This is a genomic window from Serratia quinivorans, from assembly GCF_052113645.1.
Lineage (GTDB): Bacteria > Pseudomonadota > Gammaproteobacteria > Enterobacterales > Enterobacteriaceae > Serratia > Serratia quinivorans_B.
Window position 1 is genome coordinate 1 of the sequence record NZ_JBIEIU010000025.1, and the last position, 16018, is coordinate 16018.

The window sequence follows — 16018 nt, forward strand, 5'->3', positions numbered from 1 at the left end:
CAGGCTCAGGCTCAGGCTCAGGCTCAGGCTCAGGCTCAGGCTCAGGCTCAGGCTCAGGCTCAGGCTCAGGCTCAGGCAGGATAACCGGTTCTGGCTGTGCCACGGCAACAGGTTCGACAATCTCTTCCTCTGTCGGTTGCTGCTGCTCCACCGCCACCTGTTCGGTGAGGGTGACAATCTCTTGTGCCAACGCTTCTGCCGGTGCAGGGTGCTCGACGAGGGTCGGCACGCTTTCTGCGATGTGCTCGCCGGTCAGGCTGCCATCCCACTCCCCAGGGGTCTCTACGGAGGCGGCAGGTTCAGATTCCTGGGCGGGGAGCTGGTCATCCAGCTTGGGAGCGACCGGTTCAGCCGGGGTCTCCACGGCCTGATTTTCCGCCGGTTCTACCGACGTCTCAGGTTGCTGTTGCTCTTCTTCCTTCTGGCCGAAGCCCAGCCAGGAGAAAAACCCACGTTTCTTATCTTTTGCCATGTTATGACTCTACTCCGTACCTAAGGCTTGCTTATGCAGACAATAATTCGCCGAGTCTATCACTTTCCCTCGCGCAGCAACACGCATCCGGCATGCTTTCCACTGTGAAATCAGGCAACAAAGTTTTACCGTTTCCCCCGACGCGTCTCACCGGTAGAATAGAGCCAACTTATCGTTAACCTATTCGGCCTCACCGCCAGAGAAACAATCAAAGCAAATCTATGACAAGAATATCGCCACGGGCATCGGCAAAAAAATCGCCCCAGGCGGCAGCCGGACAAATTCGCATTATCGGCGGCCAATGGCGCGGGCGAAAACTGCCGGTGCCAAACAGCCCGGGACTGCGTCCGACCACCGATCGCGTCCGTGAAACCCTGTTCAACTGGCTGGCGCCGGTGATCCAGGGCGCACGCTGCCTGGACTGTTTCGCCGGTAGCGGCGCGCTCGGCCTGGAGGCGCTGTCGCGCTATGCCGGCAGCGTCACGCTGCTGGAGTTTGAACGTCCGGTGGCGCAGCAACTGGAAAAAAATCTGGCCCTGCTGCAGGGAAATGGCACGGTGGTCAATACCAACGCGCTGAACTGGTTGGCGGGCAATGCCCAACCGTTTGACGTGGTATTTCTCGATCCGCCTTTTCGTAAAGGGCTGCTGGCTGAAACCGTCACGCTGCTGGAGCAGCAAGGCTGGCTGGCCGATGAGGCCTGGGTCTACGTAGAAGCCGAAGCCGAAAGCGCCGCCACTGACGTCCCGGCCAACTGGCAATTACACCGTGAAAAAGTCGCCGGTCAGGTGGCTTATCGTCTTTATATCCGTTCGCAAGAGAAAACCGAAAATGCTGATTAATCTGGGTCGCCTGCTGATGCTGTGCGTATGGGGCTTTCTGCTCTCCAACCTGTTTCACCCCTTCCCCAAGCCGCTGAAGTACTTCATCGACGTGGCGCTGTTCTTTATGGTGGTGATGCACGGGCTGCAACTGGTTCTGCTGAAATCCACGCAGCCGAAAGATCAGCCGATAAGCTACTGGCAGGAAGCCAAGATCTTCATCTTTGGCGTATTCGAACTGCTGGCCTGGCAGAAAAAACAGCCGCCGATCAAAAGAAAATAACGCTGCACGGGCGCTGGCTCCGGCGCCCTACGGTTGGACAGTAAAGGAGACGAAACGCGTGCCCTGCATGCTCAACGTACCCTGCGCCCCTTTTTCGATCGGGTTGTACTGCCACGGCTTCAACCGCAGCCGGATCTCCTCGCCGCCACGCTGTGGGCTGAATACCACCTCATAATGCATCGGCTCATTGACGCTCTGTTCGCGCTGACGCGAACGGGTCTTGGCGACCGGGAACTCACGTTTATCACTCACCGTGACCTGCAGGCTGCGCACCGGTGCGCGGTCGTTTTCCGCTTCCGTACGGCGCTGATTGAAATAGCGATGTGTCGCCAGTACGGCGATCAACGCGATCACGGCGATAAAAAACAGCGGCGGCTTACTCATCTTTCATTCCCATTCCCTACGCGGTGTCATCAGCGTAAACATAGCACAACCCCCCTGACCTGACACCGGTGTTGCTTGGCGCAAATTCATGCATATCATTTAGATACGCTCATGCCGAGTAACTTCCCTGAGGAGTGTGGGGAATGTTGATGCCCGCATAGCGCAGGATATCCAGCAGGCGATTTTCCCCCGGATGATGAAACAACCGCCGATCGCTGGTGGCCCCCAGCTTGCGCAAGGCATGGACCTTGTGTGAACTGATGGTTTTTTCACTGCGGCCCAGCCGCCGCGCCAGTTGCTTTTGCGGTTCGCCATGTGCCAGCGCACTGATGACCAACAGCTCTTTTTGCGTCAGATGGCAACAGACGCGCATCTGGGTCCGACAGTGTTCGGTCAGGAAACGCTGGTGCCCCAATCGATGGCGCAGCACCAACAACGCGTTCAGCTCGGCCGGACGCAGCGTTTTTTGCAGGCAAACCGGCAGTTTCAGTTTGGTAGACAGGCCCGACAGAAAAGGTGTGTAACCGTCGCTCCACATCAGCCAAGTGGCCTTAGAGTGCCGGTTGCAGAATCGCCCGCGGAAGGCGAAGAAGTCATCCAGACTTTCGCCCTGCCCATGGGTGTCTGATAACAACAGGTCGAGCGGCTGCGGTCGTTGCTGCAACAGGCCACGCAATCCCGACAGCCGGTCAGTCACGCCACAGACTTCAAACTGGGCCGGGAGTGACGCCAGCACCGTCAACACCCCGAGTCGAAACCAGGGATCTGGCTCCATAACCATCACTTTTAGACGCGTCATTGTTTCTCCTTAAACGAGGGGCCGTGACGGCCACCGTACGGTAATCCACTTCCGCCATCCCGCCTTGCGGCAGAAACAGCTGGTCCAAAAGTTGCCTGCCGGCCTGCCGATGCAACTGGTCACAGAAGCGATAGATCTCGCAGCGCTGGCGGCGAGTCAGCGAAGGGTCGGCACCGTTTTCTGGGCCAATCCCCCATTGAGCGAATCGGTCACCCAGCGCATGGAGATAATGCCCAGAGTTGCGCGCGGGCGAAGCGTCGAGCGTCCTGGCATCATGACGACACTGCGCCAGTAACTGCGGTAGCCTGCTCCCCTCAGCCTGGGTTCCCGCCCCCAACAAGACCACTGCCACCCCAGCAGAAAGTACGCAGCTGTGGATCGCGGGAAGCCTGTCCGTAAAACATGTCACAAGCCGGCTCGGCAATGGCCGGCGGCAGCTCAATACTTTTGCCCATAACGAATAAGAACAAACAGAGGTCGTCACTTTTATTCTCCCTGCGCGTTGCCGACCGAGCCGTCATTAAGGACCGACGAATTTCAGGACACACCAAATCACTCCCCACCAAAACATGCCGCAAACCAGCAGCATCGCCAGCCAGGTGTATCGGCGGATGCCTTTATCCCTGGCTGAGGGCAACATCAGGAAGCCTCCTTGTGGGGCATAACCGGGAACCATGCAGCAACGCATGGAGTTCTTGATCACAGTGCACACCCAGTTTGCGCATCGCGCTACGTTTATGGGCGCTCAGGGTCTTCGTGGTGAATCCGCCGGCCGACGTAGTGAGGTGTTCAAGCGCGTCACAGACAAAGTGACTGAGAACCTGCAGCTCCGGCCAGCTGAGTACGATATCGGATGGCGTCCAGCACGACAGATCCTGAGCCATAAAAGCCGGGTGGCCCAGGGTCTGGCGCTTTAGCAGCAAGTCGTGCAACTGGTGCGGCTGCAGATCATGCGGCAGGCACAACGGCCCTTCACTTGGCATCAACGGACTCAGGGTCGTCAGTAACGGCGTTAGCGGCTCGCTGTACAGCAGCCAGGTGGTGTCGATGTTGAAGCGCAAGTAGTGGGAATAGAAAAGGAAAAAATCGCGCAGCCTGTCGCGATGCCCGGTGAGGCCGGTCAGGATGACATCCGCTGCGTCTTGCGACAGCACCTGCCGCAGAGTCAATAGATCGTCGACCACGGTTAACGATGCGATAGCCTGCTGGGTAAATTCGAGCACCTTCAGGGTGCCTTCACGCACCAGTCCCGGCTCCATCATCACGACCACGCGCAGACGCGGTGGAAGAGAGGTTGCTGGCATAAGTGAGTCCCTCTGTTGTGGATTCAGAACTGCTGGCGATCGGCCTGATAGCGTTGACGTACCAGCAAATGGGTCGCCGGGTGTGCGCAATGGCGGTGACGTAGTCGGGCATAGTGACGTTCGTTTTCAGCCAACAGGGGCGTCTCACTGAGGCAACGCCACAATTCGGCGGCCTTGTGCAAAGCGCACAGCCAATCTTCTACGCCGTAAGCCATGCCGCTGAGTTGCATGATGCGCTGCTCCAGATTTGCGGCTTTTCCGGCAACGGCACGGGCGGCCTTGCGGGTGAGTATGGTTGGTGCTGCCATCGCGGTTAATTCCTGCTGCATGGTGGTTTTTACTCCTCCTGTCAGATCAGCTGTCGCCCTTCGTACGCAACAAAAGAGATGCGTAAAAATGGAAACAGGCTATTTTCTCTCCAGTAAGATCCTCATCCGGCATTGGGCCTGAGAGGTCATATGGAGCCAAAATAATGAAAACTCGAAAACACCTCACCCTCGGTGAAATAGATGACATCCTGTCTGCCACACATATCGGAAAACATCCGGAGCGTGACCGTTGCTTAATAAAGATGTGTTTTATTCATGGGCTGCGCGCCAGCGAAGCCTGTCAATTGAAAATATCCGATATCGATCTGCGCGATAACGTGATTTATATCCGTCGCCTGAAGAACGGTTTTTCTACTGTGCATCCCCTGGCGAAGGATGAATTGCCGGATTTGATGTGCTGGCTGAATCTGCGCAGCAAGTGGCGCGATGCCGACAGCGAATGGCTTTTCCTGTCGCAAAAAGGCGGTAAATTGACACGTAAGCACGTGCATTACCTGATTAAACGTTACGGCGAGGCTGCCAATATAACGGTGTCATCGCATCCGCATATGCTGCGACATGCCTGTGGCTATGCACTGGCGGATTCTGGCGTCGACACACGTTTGATTCAGGATTATCTGGGGCACCGAAACATCCGACATACGGTGATATATACTGCCAGTAACCCCAATCGCTTTATTGGATTATGGCAAAAAAAGTGGGGTAAAAAATAGGTCACTTTGGACCAAAGTGTTACATATCTTAGTTTTGTACAATTTCGAGTCAATAAGAATACCCCCCATTTCTGCACAATAATTTTATTCCCTTCAATATCAATAACCCATGCAATAAAATAAAAAAGGCCCGCCGAAGCGAACCTTTGTTAAATAAATTAACTCAATTAAACAGCGTGGCAACGTCATTTTATTTTCAGATACTTCCACTAATACCACCGGTTCGAATCGTTATATCCGGTCATATTGTGCCTCTAAAAACAAAAAAAGCAGTTTAATTCACTAAATGTCACACTTTGGTCCAAATTGTCGCATTTTTCGCATGACCAAAACCAATCTACTACATTGAAATTAAAGGATAAAATAAAAAATAGATGCAAGACAGCTTGATGAAGGCCAACGTCACACCTCGGTGTCTAAAGGCTATCCAACAACAATTCACTGATTAAGGAGGCTGGGGGTTTTATGAAGCTTCAGCATGACGAGAATATTACCCTGCCAGAAACGGTCGCACACCTGGCTGAGCAGCCCTTGTGTCGTATTGTCGCGACCTGGGGGATGTTGCAAAATCACTATTTAAATCGCCAACGCATCATGCAGGCCTTTAACGTACCGCGCCGCAAAGCGGGTTACATTCTGCGCTATATCGTTCATAGCCCGTGCATCACCTGTGATCAATACGTTTACACCCACCCGCGCACGCATCGTCAGGAACTGCGGGTCTGGATACGTACGGTAAGCCAATCTTTGCCGCTGCGAACGAAGAGCCCCAGGGTATGCAGTGAAGACCGACAAAGCATCTGGGCGCAGCTGTTGCAGCGACCATGGAGCGAACTTCAATTGTAGTCGGTCCCCATCAGGGAATATTGCCGGCCCACAATGGCCTTCAGACAACGCCACTTGCCCCAAACGGACCGGCTCCCTGATGTCAGCCACTTATTGCAATAAATACGGACCTTAGCCAGAAGTTAAAATTCAATTTTCCTAAAACGTTGGGAATTACTGGCAGTATATAAAACCGTATGCTGGATATTGCGGTGACCCAAATAATCTTGTATCAGTCGGGTATCCATACCTTTATTCGCCAAACTATAACCGCAGGCATGGCGTAACATATGAGGATGGGCAGGGACTTCAAGACACGCCGCTTTGCCATAATCGCGGATCAGTCGATAAATTTGCTGACGCGATAATCGACCCCCTTTGCGCGACAAAAATAACCAAGGCTGTCCGGCGTGCCGGCTGTCTTTGCGAAAATCCAACCAGCGTTCAAGCATTATGGTTTCATCCCGCTGTAATGGGTGTTGAACCGATAAACCATTTTTGAGACGTGGAATAAAAATTCGCCGTTCGGCAAGCTCAATATTATCTACGGTAAGAGAGCTCAGTTCGCTGGCCCGCAGGCCGTGAATAAAACACATGGTGATCATGCAGCTGTCTCTTATCGAGTTCAACCCCCCCGTTATATTTTTAACCATGTTTTTTATTTCCGATTCATTCAGATATTTTCTTACTTCCAATTGTATATAGTCCCTAAAAATGCCTCCCTATCAAGAAGCATGTTACTGGTATAAAAAACAGCCAAAAATGGTGAATGCACCTATCCACTTTGAAAATAGTAATGTCGCTCTAGGATTAATCCTTAGCTATTATTGTCATGCGCCGTATTTATTTCCGAAGTAATTAGCATTCGTATCAAACAGTTATTACTCCCCGCAAAGGCTCCGTAGCGTTCGAGCTGCCTATTATCCGCAGGTTTGATCAAAAGAAAGCTCTCGTTCATTTCTTATCACGTAATAAGTTACAGTTCATGCGCAAGAAAGCATTGTCGATTGCAGAGGGCCTGCCTACACTGCAATCAGAAGTGACACTGGTGACCCTTTGGAGCCGGAGGCTGCGGTTCCTATCATAATGAATAAGGAAGACATAATGAGTTGGCCGTTCCTTGCCGTATTCTTTTCCGGTTGGCTGTTCGTCGATGCCTCCTACCGCGGACCGCGCTGGCAACGCTGGGTGTTTAAACCCATCACTCTATTGCTGCTGTTATTGCTGGCCTGGCAAGCACCGGTTCTGGGTGCCGCGGGGTATTTGATCGTCCTTGGCCTGCTGGCAACGCTGATTGCCGACACCCTTTTATTGCTGCCACGTGAACGCGTGCTGTATGCCATCGGCGCCTTTTTCCTGTCGCACTTGCTGTATACCCTGAGCTTCGCCAGCCAGATGACCTTCAGCCTGTTTTGGCCGCTGCCGTTGGCGCTGCTGATTATCGGCGTGCTGTTACTGGCGACGATTTGGACGCGGCTGGAAGAGATGCGCTGGCCGATCGCCACTTATGTCGCGATGACGCTGCTGATGGTATGGCTGGCGGGCGAGCAATACTTTATGCGCAGCACCGACTTCGGTTTCTCGCTGCTGGCGGGCACTTCACTGCTGCTGTTGGCCAACGTGGTGTGGCTGCTTAACCGCTATCGCTTTACCTTCCGCGCCGCGGATGCGCTGGTGGCCTTCTGCTACTTCTCCGGCCATTTCCTGATCGTACGTTCGCTGTACCTGTAAGGTTCGGGGGCGCGAAGCGGCCTTGCATATCGCCCCCGGCCTAACGCCCGGCCAACCCGCACCGGGCGTTATGTCCGTAGCTGTTACACGATAAAGTCAGTGGCGACGTCGACCTGGCCGACAATCTTCACCAGGAAGTCCGCTGCCTGATGGCCACCGATATTCAGCGCCAAATCGCTGACGTTATTCGACGCATTGTAGGACAGTAAGGCTTCGCCCGCTGCGCCGCTGAAATGATCGACGAAGTGGATCTGATCGTCGCCCTGTGCACCCTGGTTGAAGAATGACAGATCGATTTTATCGATGCCCTTCTGGAAATCCTTGATCCAGTCGGAAGCGCCCGGTGCAGAATCGCTGACCGCCGAGAAGACAAAGGTGTCTTTGCCCGCACCGCCCCACAGCTCATCGGCCCCACCGCCGCCGAACAGCACGTCGTTGCCCGCGCCCCCCTTCAGCACGTTGTTGGCCGCATTGCCGACGATCACGTCATTGCCCGAACCGCCAATGGCGTTCTCAATGGTCACGCCCGCCGCAATCGACACATTGCCTTTCAACCCACCCACGTCGGAGAAAGATTTCTCGTTCAGGTTAATGCGCTGGTTGGCGGTGTAACCGGAGAAATCGAAGGTGTCATTGCCGCCCGCATCCCAGGCCGCAAAGATCACTTTTTGCGAATTGCTGGTGGTGCTGAGGAAGTCACGATCGGTATTGGAGTTGAAGCCATACACGGTGTCGCCGGTACGGGTGGACTGATTGGCGCCATACAGGTGCTGAATAGCGGCAATGTCGTCCAGCAGCGGTGCCGCCGCGTAGTGCCCGCCGTTGTCGCCACCGGTGTTGGTTTCACTCCAATAGCTCATCAGGCTGAACTCGCGAGTATCCTCGGCGTAGCTGACGTCTGCGTAGCTCGGGTTGCCTTCACCGGCGTTGTAGTCGCCCGGATGGCTCAGCCCCAACGCATGACCAATCTCGTGGGTAAACGTCTGGCGACCATAGTCTTCGCTGGCCGGGTGTTTCACGTTGGACTGGTTCACGTTGTACCAGGTCTGCCCCCCCAGGTTCTGGCCCTGATAAACCGTATTCGGCAGGAAAGCATAGGCCTGAGTATCGTAGTCATAATGACCGGGACGATCCTGGCTGTAGTTACCGAAGGTGATATCGGCCTTCTGGTTGGCGCCCACCTCGGTGAAGGTGAGATTAGCCACGTCGGACCAGGATTGCAGCGACAGTTTAGCCTGCTGCTGCTGCTCTGCGCTGAATTTGCTCAACCCGGTATCACCGCCGGCGTTGGTGGTGGAGAATTTATAATCCGGGAAGGAAAACGTTAATTTAGCCGACTGGCCAAAAACGTTGTAACCGTTCCAGGTTTGGTTCTCACGGGTAATAAACAGCCCAGCTTGTTCGTTGGAAAATGAGTCTTTGCCATTAACCTGGATCCCGTTGCCGCGCTCATGGTAATGCAGCAGATCATCTACAGCATTGTAACCCGAGCCCGTAGCTGCAAGGCTAGATTCAGTAATTTCAATTGCCTTTTTAGTCGATTGCATTGGTTCGATTCCACTCATTAGCTGATTGTTTTCAATCAGACAGATAGACATAACCTGCCAGAAAGCCACGGAAGACCTATCCCAGGCTTACGGAAGGGGTTTATGCGCCGTTACCGGCAATGTACCAGAGAGAATTAATGCATATATATCAGCAAATAAGATTACCCCCATAACGGGTAATCGATTCCAATTATAGGCAGGGGTGAAAAACTGAACATAAAATAATCAGCCATTTATTATCCTTACGAAGGAGGTTTATGCTGGTTTTTTGCATTCTTTACAATAATAATGAAACCTGACTGACATTAGTTGGTAACAAACTCCAACAAAAATGCGGCCTGCAGGGTCAAGCGGATCGTGCTGGTCTTTAGATGGCTAAAAGTTAAATTTTGCTAAAGAGTTATAGATTAATAGCGCTTTATTATTAGCCGAAGTAACTTTTTGGGTGCCTGCAGGAATAACATTTTCTGTTTTCGCCTAAGGGGCCTGCATCGCCCTAATTTCCCCTTCTCCACACAGTTAGCAATTATTCTCATCCGCCGCTTGACTCTGGAGTTGACTCCAGGGTGTAGAGTCTGTGCCAAGAAGCTCATTAACTGCCCTGAGGGGGGACGTTATGCATAACCATGAAAACCATAATCACCAGGAACATCACTCTGCCGAAGGCGGCTGTGGGTGCAATCACAGCCACAGCAAAACCCAGCACGGTTGCAGCAGTGAAAAACAAAACGTCACCCACTCTGGCGAACACGCACATACCCACGATCAGGGTGCCGGCTGTTGCAGCACTGACGATCATGGGGATCCGGACGAGGAAAGCGACAGGCTAGCCGCCGCCCCTCTCCCCGGTAGCCAGCGCTACAGCTGGAAAGTCACTGGCATGGACTGCCCGAGCTGCGCCAAAAAAATTGAGAATGCCGTTACTGCCATTCCAGGCGTGGCAAACGCACGCGTACTGTTTGCCACTGAAAAACTGGTGGTTGATGGCCAGTCCGATCTCAGCCTGCGCATTCAGGATGCGGTAAAACAGGCTGGTTTTACCCTGCTCGGCAGCCAAGCGACCCAAGCCGAACCCGAAAAAGCTTCGCGTCTGGGGGAGTTCGGCCCGTTGCTGTTGCTCGCCACGCTGATGATCGTCAGTTGGGCGCTCAGCATGGTCAACCCTGAGCTGAGCCGTATTGCCTTTATCGCCACTACGCTGGTGGGGCTGGCACCGGTTGCCACCAAAGCGCTGCGATTGATCCGTTCCGGCACGCCGTTTGCCATTGAAACGCTGATGAGCGTGGCGGCCATCGGCGCGCTGTTTATCGGCGCTACCGCCGAAGCGGCGATGGTGCTGTTGCTGTTTATGGTCGGCGAGATGCTCGAATCCTACGCCGCCAATCGTGCCCGCAGTGGGGTGAAGGCACTGATGGAGTTGGTGCCGGAAGATGCCCTGCTGCTGCAGGGAACTGAACGCAAGCGCGTACCGGTCGCCAGTCTGCGCCCCGGCGATGTGATTGAAATCGCTCCCGGTGGCCGCCTGCCGGCCGATGCCGAACTGCTCAACCCGTTCGCCAGCTTCGATGAAAGCGCCCTGACCGGCGAGTCGGTACCGGTCGAACGTCAGCAGGGCCAGAAAGTGGCCGCAGGCAGCCTGTCGGTCGATCAGGCCGCGCAGATGAAGGTGATTTCCGAACCGGGCAAAAACGCCATTGACCGCATCCTGCAACTGATTGAGGAAGCCGAAGAGCGCCGTGCGCCGATTGAGCGTTTCCTCGACCGTTTCAGCCGTTACTACACCCCGGCCATCATGCTGCTGGCTATCGCCGTGATCCTGGTGCCGCCGTTGATGTATGCGCAACCCTGGGATGTCTGGATTTATCGCGGCCTGACCCTGCTGCTGATCGGCTGTCCTTGTGCGCTGGTGATCTCTACGCCGGCGGCAATCACCTCCGGACTGGCGGCGGCAACCCGTCGCGGCGCATTGATTAAAGGGGGCGCGGCACTGGAACAGTTGGGCCAGGTGCAGACCATCGCCTTCGACAAAACCGGGACTCTGACGGAAGGTAAACCGACGGTCACCGATGTCCTGCCGCTCAACGGCATCGGCGAACAGCAATTGCTGACCCTTGCCGCCGCGGTAGAGGCCGGTTCCCATCACCCCTTGGCGCAGGCCATTATCAACCGTGCCGAACAATATGGTGCTCCTCTGCCTCCGGCACAAAATCGCCGTGCGCTGGCGGGCGTCGGTGTGGAAGGCATGGTCGACGGCAAAACCGTACTGATCAGCACGCCGGCCAAACTGGCCGCAGGCTTGCTCAATCAGCAGGGTGCCAATCAGGTGGAACGGCTGGAAAATGCCGGTAAAACGGCGGTAGTGGTGCTGGAAGAGGGGTTGCCTATCGGCCTGCTGGCACTGCGCGACACGCTGCGCAGCGACGCCAAACAGGCGATTGCCGAATTGAATGCGCTGGGGATCAACGGGGTGATGTTAACCGGTGACAACCCGCGCGCGGCGGCGGCGATTGCCGCTGAATTGGGGCTGGATTACCGTGCCGGCTTGCTGCCGGAAGATAAAGTGAGGGCGGTAACCGAGCTGAGCGAACTGCGGCCAACGGCGATGATCGGCGACGGCATCAACGATGCGCCGGCGATGAAAGCCTCCAGCATCGGTATTGCCATGGGCAGCGGCACCGACGTGGCGCTGGAAACCGCCGACGCGGCGCTGACGCACAATCGGCTGCTGGGCGTGGCGGAAATGATCCGCATATCACGCGCCACTCACGCCAATATCCGCCAGAACATCACCATTGCGCTGGGGCTGAAAGGGATATTCCTGATCACCACCCTGATGGGCCTGACCGGGCTGTGGCTGGCGGTACTGGCGGACTCTGGCGCCACCGCACTGGTTACCGCCAATGCCCTGCGCTTGCTGAAGAAACGTCAGTAATAAGAAGCACATATCAGGATGCCGGCAATGGCATCCTGATTCACTTAGCCGAAAAATAACATCGGCAAGTCGCACGTAATAACCATAAAAATAACATGCCTTTCTATATTCTTCCGCCACCTATTCCTGAAACCCGATAAGCCTACTTATACTTATCAGAGTCATGGCCGAATGAATGAAACCGCTATATTTTAAACTCCTGAACCTGATCGTCGTCCCTTTTATCCCTACACTGGCTCTGGCGCAGCAGCCTGATTCTGCCGCCACCGAGCAGCTCATTGATACCGCCGATCGCCCCCTGTTTGTCGCTCAAAACGCCCTGCCGGCAGCCCAGCATAACGATGTGCCCAAGGCAAAACCCCAGCCTGAGCATCGCCTGCTGCCGATTTGGGGAGATGAAGCACGAGCCCGCGGTTATGATCTGCCGGAACCCTTCGGGATCGGCTTCAACTACATGAACATGCGGCAGAATATCGATGTCGACAGTATCCAATTTTCCGGGCTGAGCCTGGGTAAAAGCCCCCTGCCATCCAATTTGTTCAACATCGACGTGGGCAAAACCCGCGAAAAGAGCAAAACGGAAACCATGCGTCTGGACACCTGGGTGCTGCCATTCCTCAATGTTTACGGCATCGTGGGCCATACCAAAGGCAGCTCCTTGTCCCAGGTCTCCGTAGACGCCGATCCCAGCCAACAAAAAGGATTTATGGACAAAATGATCGCCGGGGTCGTTCACAACATGAACAAAAGCGGGCAACTGCGCGATCTGGATTTCAAACTCGATTTTAAAGGTACCACTTACGGCGCCGGTTTCACGCTGGTCGGCGGGTATGAGAACTGGTTCACCTCGGTCGATACCAACTACACCCGCACCAATTTCGATATCCTTGATGGCCAGATTTCCGCGCTGACGGTATCGCCTCGGGTTGGTTACCGCTTCCTGGTGCCGGGTATCAGTGGCCAAAGCCATCTCAACCTGTGGGTCGGCACCATGTATCAGGACGTGCAGCAAAGGTTTAAAGGCAGCCTGAGCGATTTAAAAATGCCGACAGAACTTCAGAGCCTGATGATGATGGCCAATCAAAAGGGGGAAGGCCGTTTTGACGTGAAGCAGCACCTGCAATCACCGTGGAACGTGCTGATCGGCGCGCAATACGAGATCACCAAACATTTTAACCTGTTGACCGAGTTTGGCTTTAGCGAACGCAACAGCTTTATGGTCTCGGGTGAATATCGCTTCTGATGGCGATATCGATCCGCAGTTTGCCGCTGGCCTTGTTGGTTCTGCTGCCCGGTGCCCACGCCGCTTTGTTGTCACGTCAGCAGATAGATGAAATGTTGGCCCCTCTGGGGTCTGACAACCATTTCGACAGCAGTAAAGCCATCGATTGGGGTGTCTTGCCCGGCCCGTTTTATACGCCAGAACTCGGCCTGGGCATCGGCACCGCCGTGGTGGGGATTTACCGACCGGACAGCCAGGATAAAGTCAGCCAAAATTCGACGCTGGCGTTAAAGGGCTTTTTCAGCTCCACCGGCGCCTTCGGTGTCGGTTTCCAAAATCACAGCTTTTTTGCGGACGACCAATGGCGCTTCTTTGCCGATGGCTCGCTCAATAACATGCCCACCTATTTCTGGGGCACCGGCTACCAGGCTGGGCGCAACAACGGTAACAAGGAAAAGTACACTCAGCAGTCATTCCAGATAGCGCCACAGCTGCTGTATCGCATTGCCGGCGCCACCTACGCCGGGGTTGGCTGGGATTTTTCCTCGACGCACGCCAGCAAAACTGATGAGGATAACAGCAGCCTGTTAAGGGCCCAAAAAGCCGGCGTTTCATCGCTAAGTTCAGGAGTCAGCGGTTCGCTGAGTTACGATACGCGCGATTTCGTTTCCAATGCCAGCCGTGGTCAGTATCTTCGCCTGAGCGACACCTATTTTGCGCCGGAGCTGGGCAGCGACAGCCGTTTCAATGCCGTAGAGGGCCAATACAATGCCTACCACAGTTTGAGTGCGAAAAGCGTACTGGCATTGGATGCTTACAGCCGCCTGACCACGGGCGAGGTTCCCTGGGACAGGTTGTCTGAACTGGGCGACGACAAACGGATGCGCGGCTATTATCAAGGCCGCTATCGCGACAGAAATGTGTTCAGCAGCCAGATTGAGTATCGTCGCAAGCTGAACTGGCGCCACGGTTATGTGCTTTGGGCCGGTGCCGGAACGCTCAGCAGCAAGAGCGGCGATCTGGGCCGGGGCCCGTGGTTACCCACGCTGGGTGCGGGGTACCGCTTTGAATTCAAACCGCAAATGAACGTACGGCTCGATTTTGGCATCGGACGGGGAAGCACGGGATTTTACTTTCAGGTTGGGGAAGCTTTTTGATGCGTTCTGTTGCGCTGGCATTTTTATTGTTGTTTACCCCGGCGCTGCCGGCCAAGCCGCTGGAAACCTTGATGACTTCGCAACCCACCCGCGAAAGCCGGATTGCCTGGCCGGTAGCTGCACCGCTGTCACCGCCGGATGGTTTGCGCCCCTGTTGCGCCTTTGGCTATAACCTCAAGGCGCAAGCCCTGGGTATCCCGGTGCCGTTTTACCAATTGAGTAATGTGGTGGACGCCGACCGGCTTGGCACCCACCACTATAACGACAGTGCTTTCAGCGCCATCGACAACCTGCTGGGGTTAGGCAGCGAGCAACTGGGATTGATCTACACCCACAGGGGCGGATTTATCGATATCGCTCACGTACGCGATACCGCCGACAATACCCTGTTCCTGTTTAGCCAACTGTTACCCCGGCTGGGCCGGCAGTGGCATATCGACCTTAGCCCTGAGCTGGCAACGCGCCGCATACAACTGAATGCCTTCACGCCGCCGCAGGACGCAGCACAGCGCTATACGCTGGCGGCTTATCTGGCAGGTGAGCTGGCCTTTCAAATGGCGGCATGGCATGAGGTGGCACAGTGGTATGGCTACCGGTCGGTACCGGGGTTCCCCGAGGAGATCTCGGCTTTTTCACCGGAAGATTTGTATTCCAACCTGCTGGGATCACGCCTGGCCGTCGACGCTATCTTGCAAGGGCAAGGGGTATCGCTCACCGCTTATAACAACGCCATGGAGCAATTGCTCCCTCAGGCCCTGCACCAGCTCGGCGCCGTGTCCATCACGGCAACCCAGCGGCAGTTTGACGGCATTGACGGTGACTGGTGGGACAGCCATCGCCGGGTGCCGGAGAAGTTTTTGGTGTTAAAGCGGGATTACACGACCGGCAGCAATCGCCTGCCTGCTCTGCCCCCCTTCGAAAATACCGCCCCACAACGCCTGATGTTGCCACTGCAGGTTCAGGGGGTCAGGCTGGCAGACCTGGGCGAGCTGCAACTTTGGCCGACGGATGCCATGCGCAATCTGCCGGTGCCGCCTCACTATTACCGCCCACTGGATTTCGATGGGTTGGCATTGCATGCTCGCGCAGCGGACGCACTGCAAATATTGCAACAACGCCAGGCGGGCGCGCGGTGATCAGCGCTCAACCCCTTTACGCAGTAAATAGCGGTAAGGTGTCTTATCGGTTTCCTGCGCCACCAGCGTATGCTCCATAAAGCGACAGAAACCCGGAATATCACGGGTGGTCGCCGGATCATCAGCAATAATCAGCAAGGTTTCGCCGTTATCCATGTGGCGCACGGTTTTGCGCACCATCATTACCGGTTCCGGACAGCGCAGCCCCAGCGCATCAAGCGTCTGGTCAGCCTGGGCAAACAAGTCAGTCATGCAATTTTTCTCGGTCAAAAGCGATCGGCGTACGCTCGCCGCATCTCATTAGCGCCTAGTTTACGCCGGTAGTTTTTCTGTGCAAGATGCGTTAACGTTTGCGTTAAATTT

General features: G+C 55.1%; 16 protein-coding genes and 1 pseudogene. 9 read left to right on the top strand and 8 right to left on the bottom strand.

Annotated elements, in window-relative coordinates:
* Window positions 1-472, bottom strand: a pseudogene (locus ACGS9J_RS25510) (signal recognition particle-docking protein FtsY); the annotation flags it as partial.
* A 221-nt stretch (window positions 473-693) separates the two neighbouring features.
* Between ACGS9J_RS25510 and rsmD the strand changes: the two are divergent.
* Both rsmD and ACGS9J_RS25520 read left to right on the top strand, forming a co-directional pair.
* A complete protein-coding gene (gene rsmD, locus ACGS9J_RS25515) occupies window positions 694-1314 on the top strand; it encodes a 16S rRNA (guanine(966)-N(2))-methyltransferase (protein WP_442233409.1) in 621 nt (206 codons plus the stop codon).
* Window positions 1304-1576 (top strand): DUF1145 family protein, encoded by a 273-nt coding sequence (locus ACGS9J_RS25520; protein WP_006317223.1) that lies wholly within the window; start codon window positions 1304-1306, stop codon window positions 1574-1576. Before rsmD ends, ACGS9J_RS25520 begins: the two co-directional genes overlap by 11 nt.
* 27 nt (window positions 1577-1603) lie before the next feature.
* Here the strand turns inward: ACGS9J_RS25520 and ACGS9J_RS25525 are convergent, their stop codons facing one another.
* The 4 genes from ACGS9J_RS25525 to ACGS9J_RS25540 form a co-directional block, all read right to left on the bottom strand.
* Window positions 1604-1960 carry a DUF2500 domain-containing protein gene (locus ACGS9J_RS25525; RefSeq protein WP_442233410.1) on the bottom strand — a complete coding sequence of 119 codons (357 nt, stop codon included), beginning with the start codon at window positions 1958-1960 and terminating at the stop codon, window positions 1604-1606.
* Window positions 1961-2069: 109 nt separating this feature from the next.
* A complete protein-coding gene (locus ACGS9J_RS25530; RefSeq protein ID WP_442233411.1) occupies window positions 2070-2759 on the bottom strand; it encodes a helix-turn-helix transcriptional regulator in 690 nt (229 codons plus the stop codon).
* Between the two features lie 617 nt (window positions 2760-3376).
* Window positions 3377-4063 carry a hypothetical protein gene (locus ACGS9J_RS25535; protein WP_442233412.1) on the bottom strand — a complete coding sequence of 229 codons (687 nt, stop codon included), beginning with the start codon at window positions 4061-4063 and terminating at the stop codon, window positions 3377-3379.
* Between the two features lie 23 nt (window positions 4064-4086).
* Window positions 4087-4392 (bottom strand): hypothetical protein, encoded by a 306-nt coding sequence (locus ACGS9J_RS25540; RefSeq protein WP_442233413.1) that lies wholly within the window; start codon window positions 4390-4392, stop codon window positions 4087-4089.
* 143 nt (window positions 4393-4535) lie between these two features.
* On the opposite strand from ACGS9J_RS25540, the gene ACGS9J_RS25545 reads away from it, so the two are divergent.
* Window positions 4536-5105, top strand: coding sequence for a tyrosine-type DNA invertase (locus tag ACGS9J_RS25545; RefSeq protein ID WP_442233414.1), 570 nt, complete (start codon window positions 4536-4538; stop codon window positions 5103-5105).
* Window positions 5106-5570: 465 nt separating this feature from the next.
* A complete protein-coding gene (locus ACGS9J_RS25550) occupies window positions 5571-5951 on the top strand; it encodes a CaiF/GrlA family transcriptional regulator (RefSeq protein WP_442233415.1) in 381 nt (126 codons plus the stop codon).
* A 122-nt stretch (window positions 5952-6073) separates the two neighbouring features.
* Here the strand turns inward: ACGS9J_RS25550 and ACGS9J_RS25555 are convergent, their stop codons facing one another.
* Window positions 6074-6625 (bottom strand): tyrosine-type DNA invertase, encoded by a 552-nt coding sequence (locus ACGS9J_RS25555; protein ID WP_442233416.1) that lies wholly within the window; start codon window positions 6623-6625, stop codon window positions 6074-6076.
* Between the two features lie 409 nt (window positions 6626-7034).
* On the opposite strand from ACGS9J_RS25555, the gene ACGS9J_RS25560 reads away from it, so the two are divergent.
* On the top strand, window positions 7035-7661 hold the full coding sequence (locus ACGS9J_RS25560; protein ID WP_442233417.1) for a lysoplasmalogenase: 627 nt from the start codon (window positions 7035-7037) through the stop codon (window positions 7659-7661).
* Between the two features lie 83 nt (window positions 7662-7744).
* Here the strand turns inward: ACGS9J_RS25560 and ACGS9J_RS25565 are convergent, their stop codons facing one another.
* Complete coding sequence (locus tag ACGS9J_RS25565; protein ID WP_442233418.1) at window positions 7745-9208, bottom strand: serralysin family metalloprotease; 1464 nt, start codon at window positions 9206-9208, stop codon at window positions 7745-7747.
* Between the two features lie 616 nt (window positions 9209-9824).
* Here ACGS9J_RS25565 and ACGS9J_RS25570 point away from each other — a divergent pair.
* The 4 genes from ACGS9J_RS25570 to ACGS9J_RS25585 all read left to right on the top strand — a co-directional run bounded on the left by ACGS9J_RS25570 (window position 9825) and on the right by ACGS9J_RS25585 (window position 15655).
* Window positions 9825-12140 carry a zinc/cadmium/mercury/lead-transporting ATPase gene (locus ACGS9J_RS25570; protein ID WP_442233419.1) on the top strand — a complete coding sequence of 772 codons (2316 nt, stop codon included), beginning with the start codon at window positions 9825-9827 and terminating at the stop codon, window positions 12138-12140.
* 175 nt (window positions 12141-12315) lie between these two features.
* Window positions 12316-13383: a hypothetical protein gene (locus ACGS9J_RS25575; RefSeq protein WP_442233420.1), complete on the top strand. Its 1068-nt coding sequence runs from the start codon at window positions 12316-12318 to the stop codon at window positions 13381-13383.
* Window positions 13383-14519 carry a BamA/TamA family outer membrane protein gene (locus tag ACGS9J_RS25580; protein ID WP_442233421.1) on the top strand — a complete coding sequence of 379 codons (1137 nt, stop codon included), beginning with the start codon at window positions 13383-13385 and terminating at the stop codon, window positions 14517-14519. Before ACGS9J_RS25575 ends, ACGS9J_RS25580 begins: the two co-directional genes overlap by 1 nt.
* Complete coding sequence (locus tag ACGS9J_RS25585; protein WP_442233422.1) at window positions 14519-15655, top strand: DUF4056 domain-containing protein; 1137 nt, start codon at window positions 14519-14521, stop codon at window positions 15653-15655. Before ACGS9J_RS25580 ends, ACGS9J_RS25585 begins: the two co-directional genes overlap by 1 nt.
* On the opposite strand, the gene tusA is transcribed toward ACGS9J_RS25585, so the two are convergent.
* Window positions 15656-15907 (bottom strand): sulfurtransferase TusA, encoded by a 252-nt coding sequence (gene tusA, locus ACGS9J_RS25590; RefSeq protein ID WP_442233423.1) that lies wholly within the window; start codon window positions 15905-15907, stop codon window positions 15656-15658.
* Window positions 15908-16018 lie beyond the last annotated feature (111 nt).

What these genes read in the sequence shown, in the direction of transcription:
- ACGS9J_RS25525 (WP_442233410.1), bottom strand. Translation starts at nt 1,960, where the DNA reads ATGAGTAAGCCGCCGCTGTTTTTTATCGCCGTGATCGCGTTGATCGCC.
- rsmD (WP_442233409.1), top strand. Translation starts at nt 694, where the DNA reads ATGACAAGAATATCGCCACGGGCATCGGCAAAAAAATCGCCCCAGGCG.
- tusA (WP_442233423.1), bottom strand. Translation starts at nt 15,907, where the DNA reads ATGACTGACTTGTTTGCCCAGGCTGACCAGACGCTTGATGCGCTGGGG.
- ACGS9J_RS25580 (WP_442233421.1), top strand. Translation starts at nt 13,383, where the DNA reads ATGGCGATATCGATCCGCAGTTTGCCGCTGGCCTTGTTGGTTCTGCTG.
- ACGS9J_RS25540 (WP_442233413.1), bottom strand. Translation starts at nt 4,392, where the DNA reads ATGCAGCAGGAATTAACCGCGATGGCAGCACCAACCATACTCACCCGC.
- ACGS9J_RS25520 (WP_006317223.1), top strand. Translation starts at nt 1,304, where the DNA reads ATGCTGATTAATCTGGGTCGCCTGCTGATGCTGTGCGTATGGGGCTTT.
- ACGS9J_RS25570 (WP_442233419.1), top strand. Translation starts at nt 9,825, where the DNA reads ATGCATAACCATGAAAACCATAATCACCAGGAACATCACTCTGCCGAA.
- ACGS9J_RS25575 (WP_442233420.1), top strand. Translation starts at nt 12,316, where the DNA reads ATGAAACCGCTATATTTTAAACTCCTGAACCTGATCGTCGTCCCTTTT.
- ACGS9J_RS25530 (WP_442233411.1), bottom strand. Translation starts at nt 2,759, where the DNA reads ATGACGCGTCTAAAAGTGATGGTTATGGAGCCAGATCCCTGGTTTCGA.
- ACGS9J_RS25545 (WP_442233414.1), top strand. Translation starts at nt 4,536, where the DNA reads ATGAAAACTCGAAAACACCTCACCCTCGGTGAAATAGATGACATCCTG.
- ACGS9J_RS25550 (WP_442233415.1), top strand. Translation starts at nt 5,571, where the DNA reads ATGAAGCTTCAGCATGACGAGAATATTACCCTGCCAGAAACGGTCGCA.
- ACGS9J_RS25585 (WP_442233422.1), top strand. Translation starts at nt 14,519, where the DNA reads ATGCGTTCTGTTGCGCTGGCATTTTTATTGTTGTTTACCCCGGCGCTG.
- ACGS9J_RS25565 (WP_442233418.1), bottom strand. Translation starts at nt 9,208, where the DNA reads ATGCAATCGACTAAAAAGGCAATTGAAATTACTGAATCTAGCCTTGCA.
- ACGS9J_RS25535 (WP_442233412.1), bottom strand. Translation starts at nt 4,063, where the DNA reads ATGCCAGCAACCTCTCTTCCACCGCGTCTGCGCGTGGTCGTGATGATG.
- ACGS9J_RS25560 (WP_442233417.1), top strand. Translation starts at nt 7,035, where the DNA reads ATGAGTTGGCCGTTCCTTGCCGTATTCTTTTCCGGTTGGCTGTTCGTC.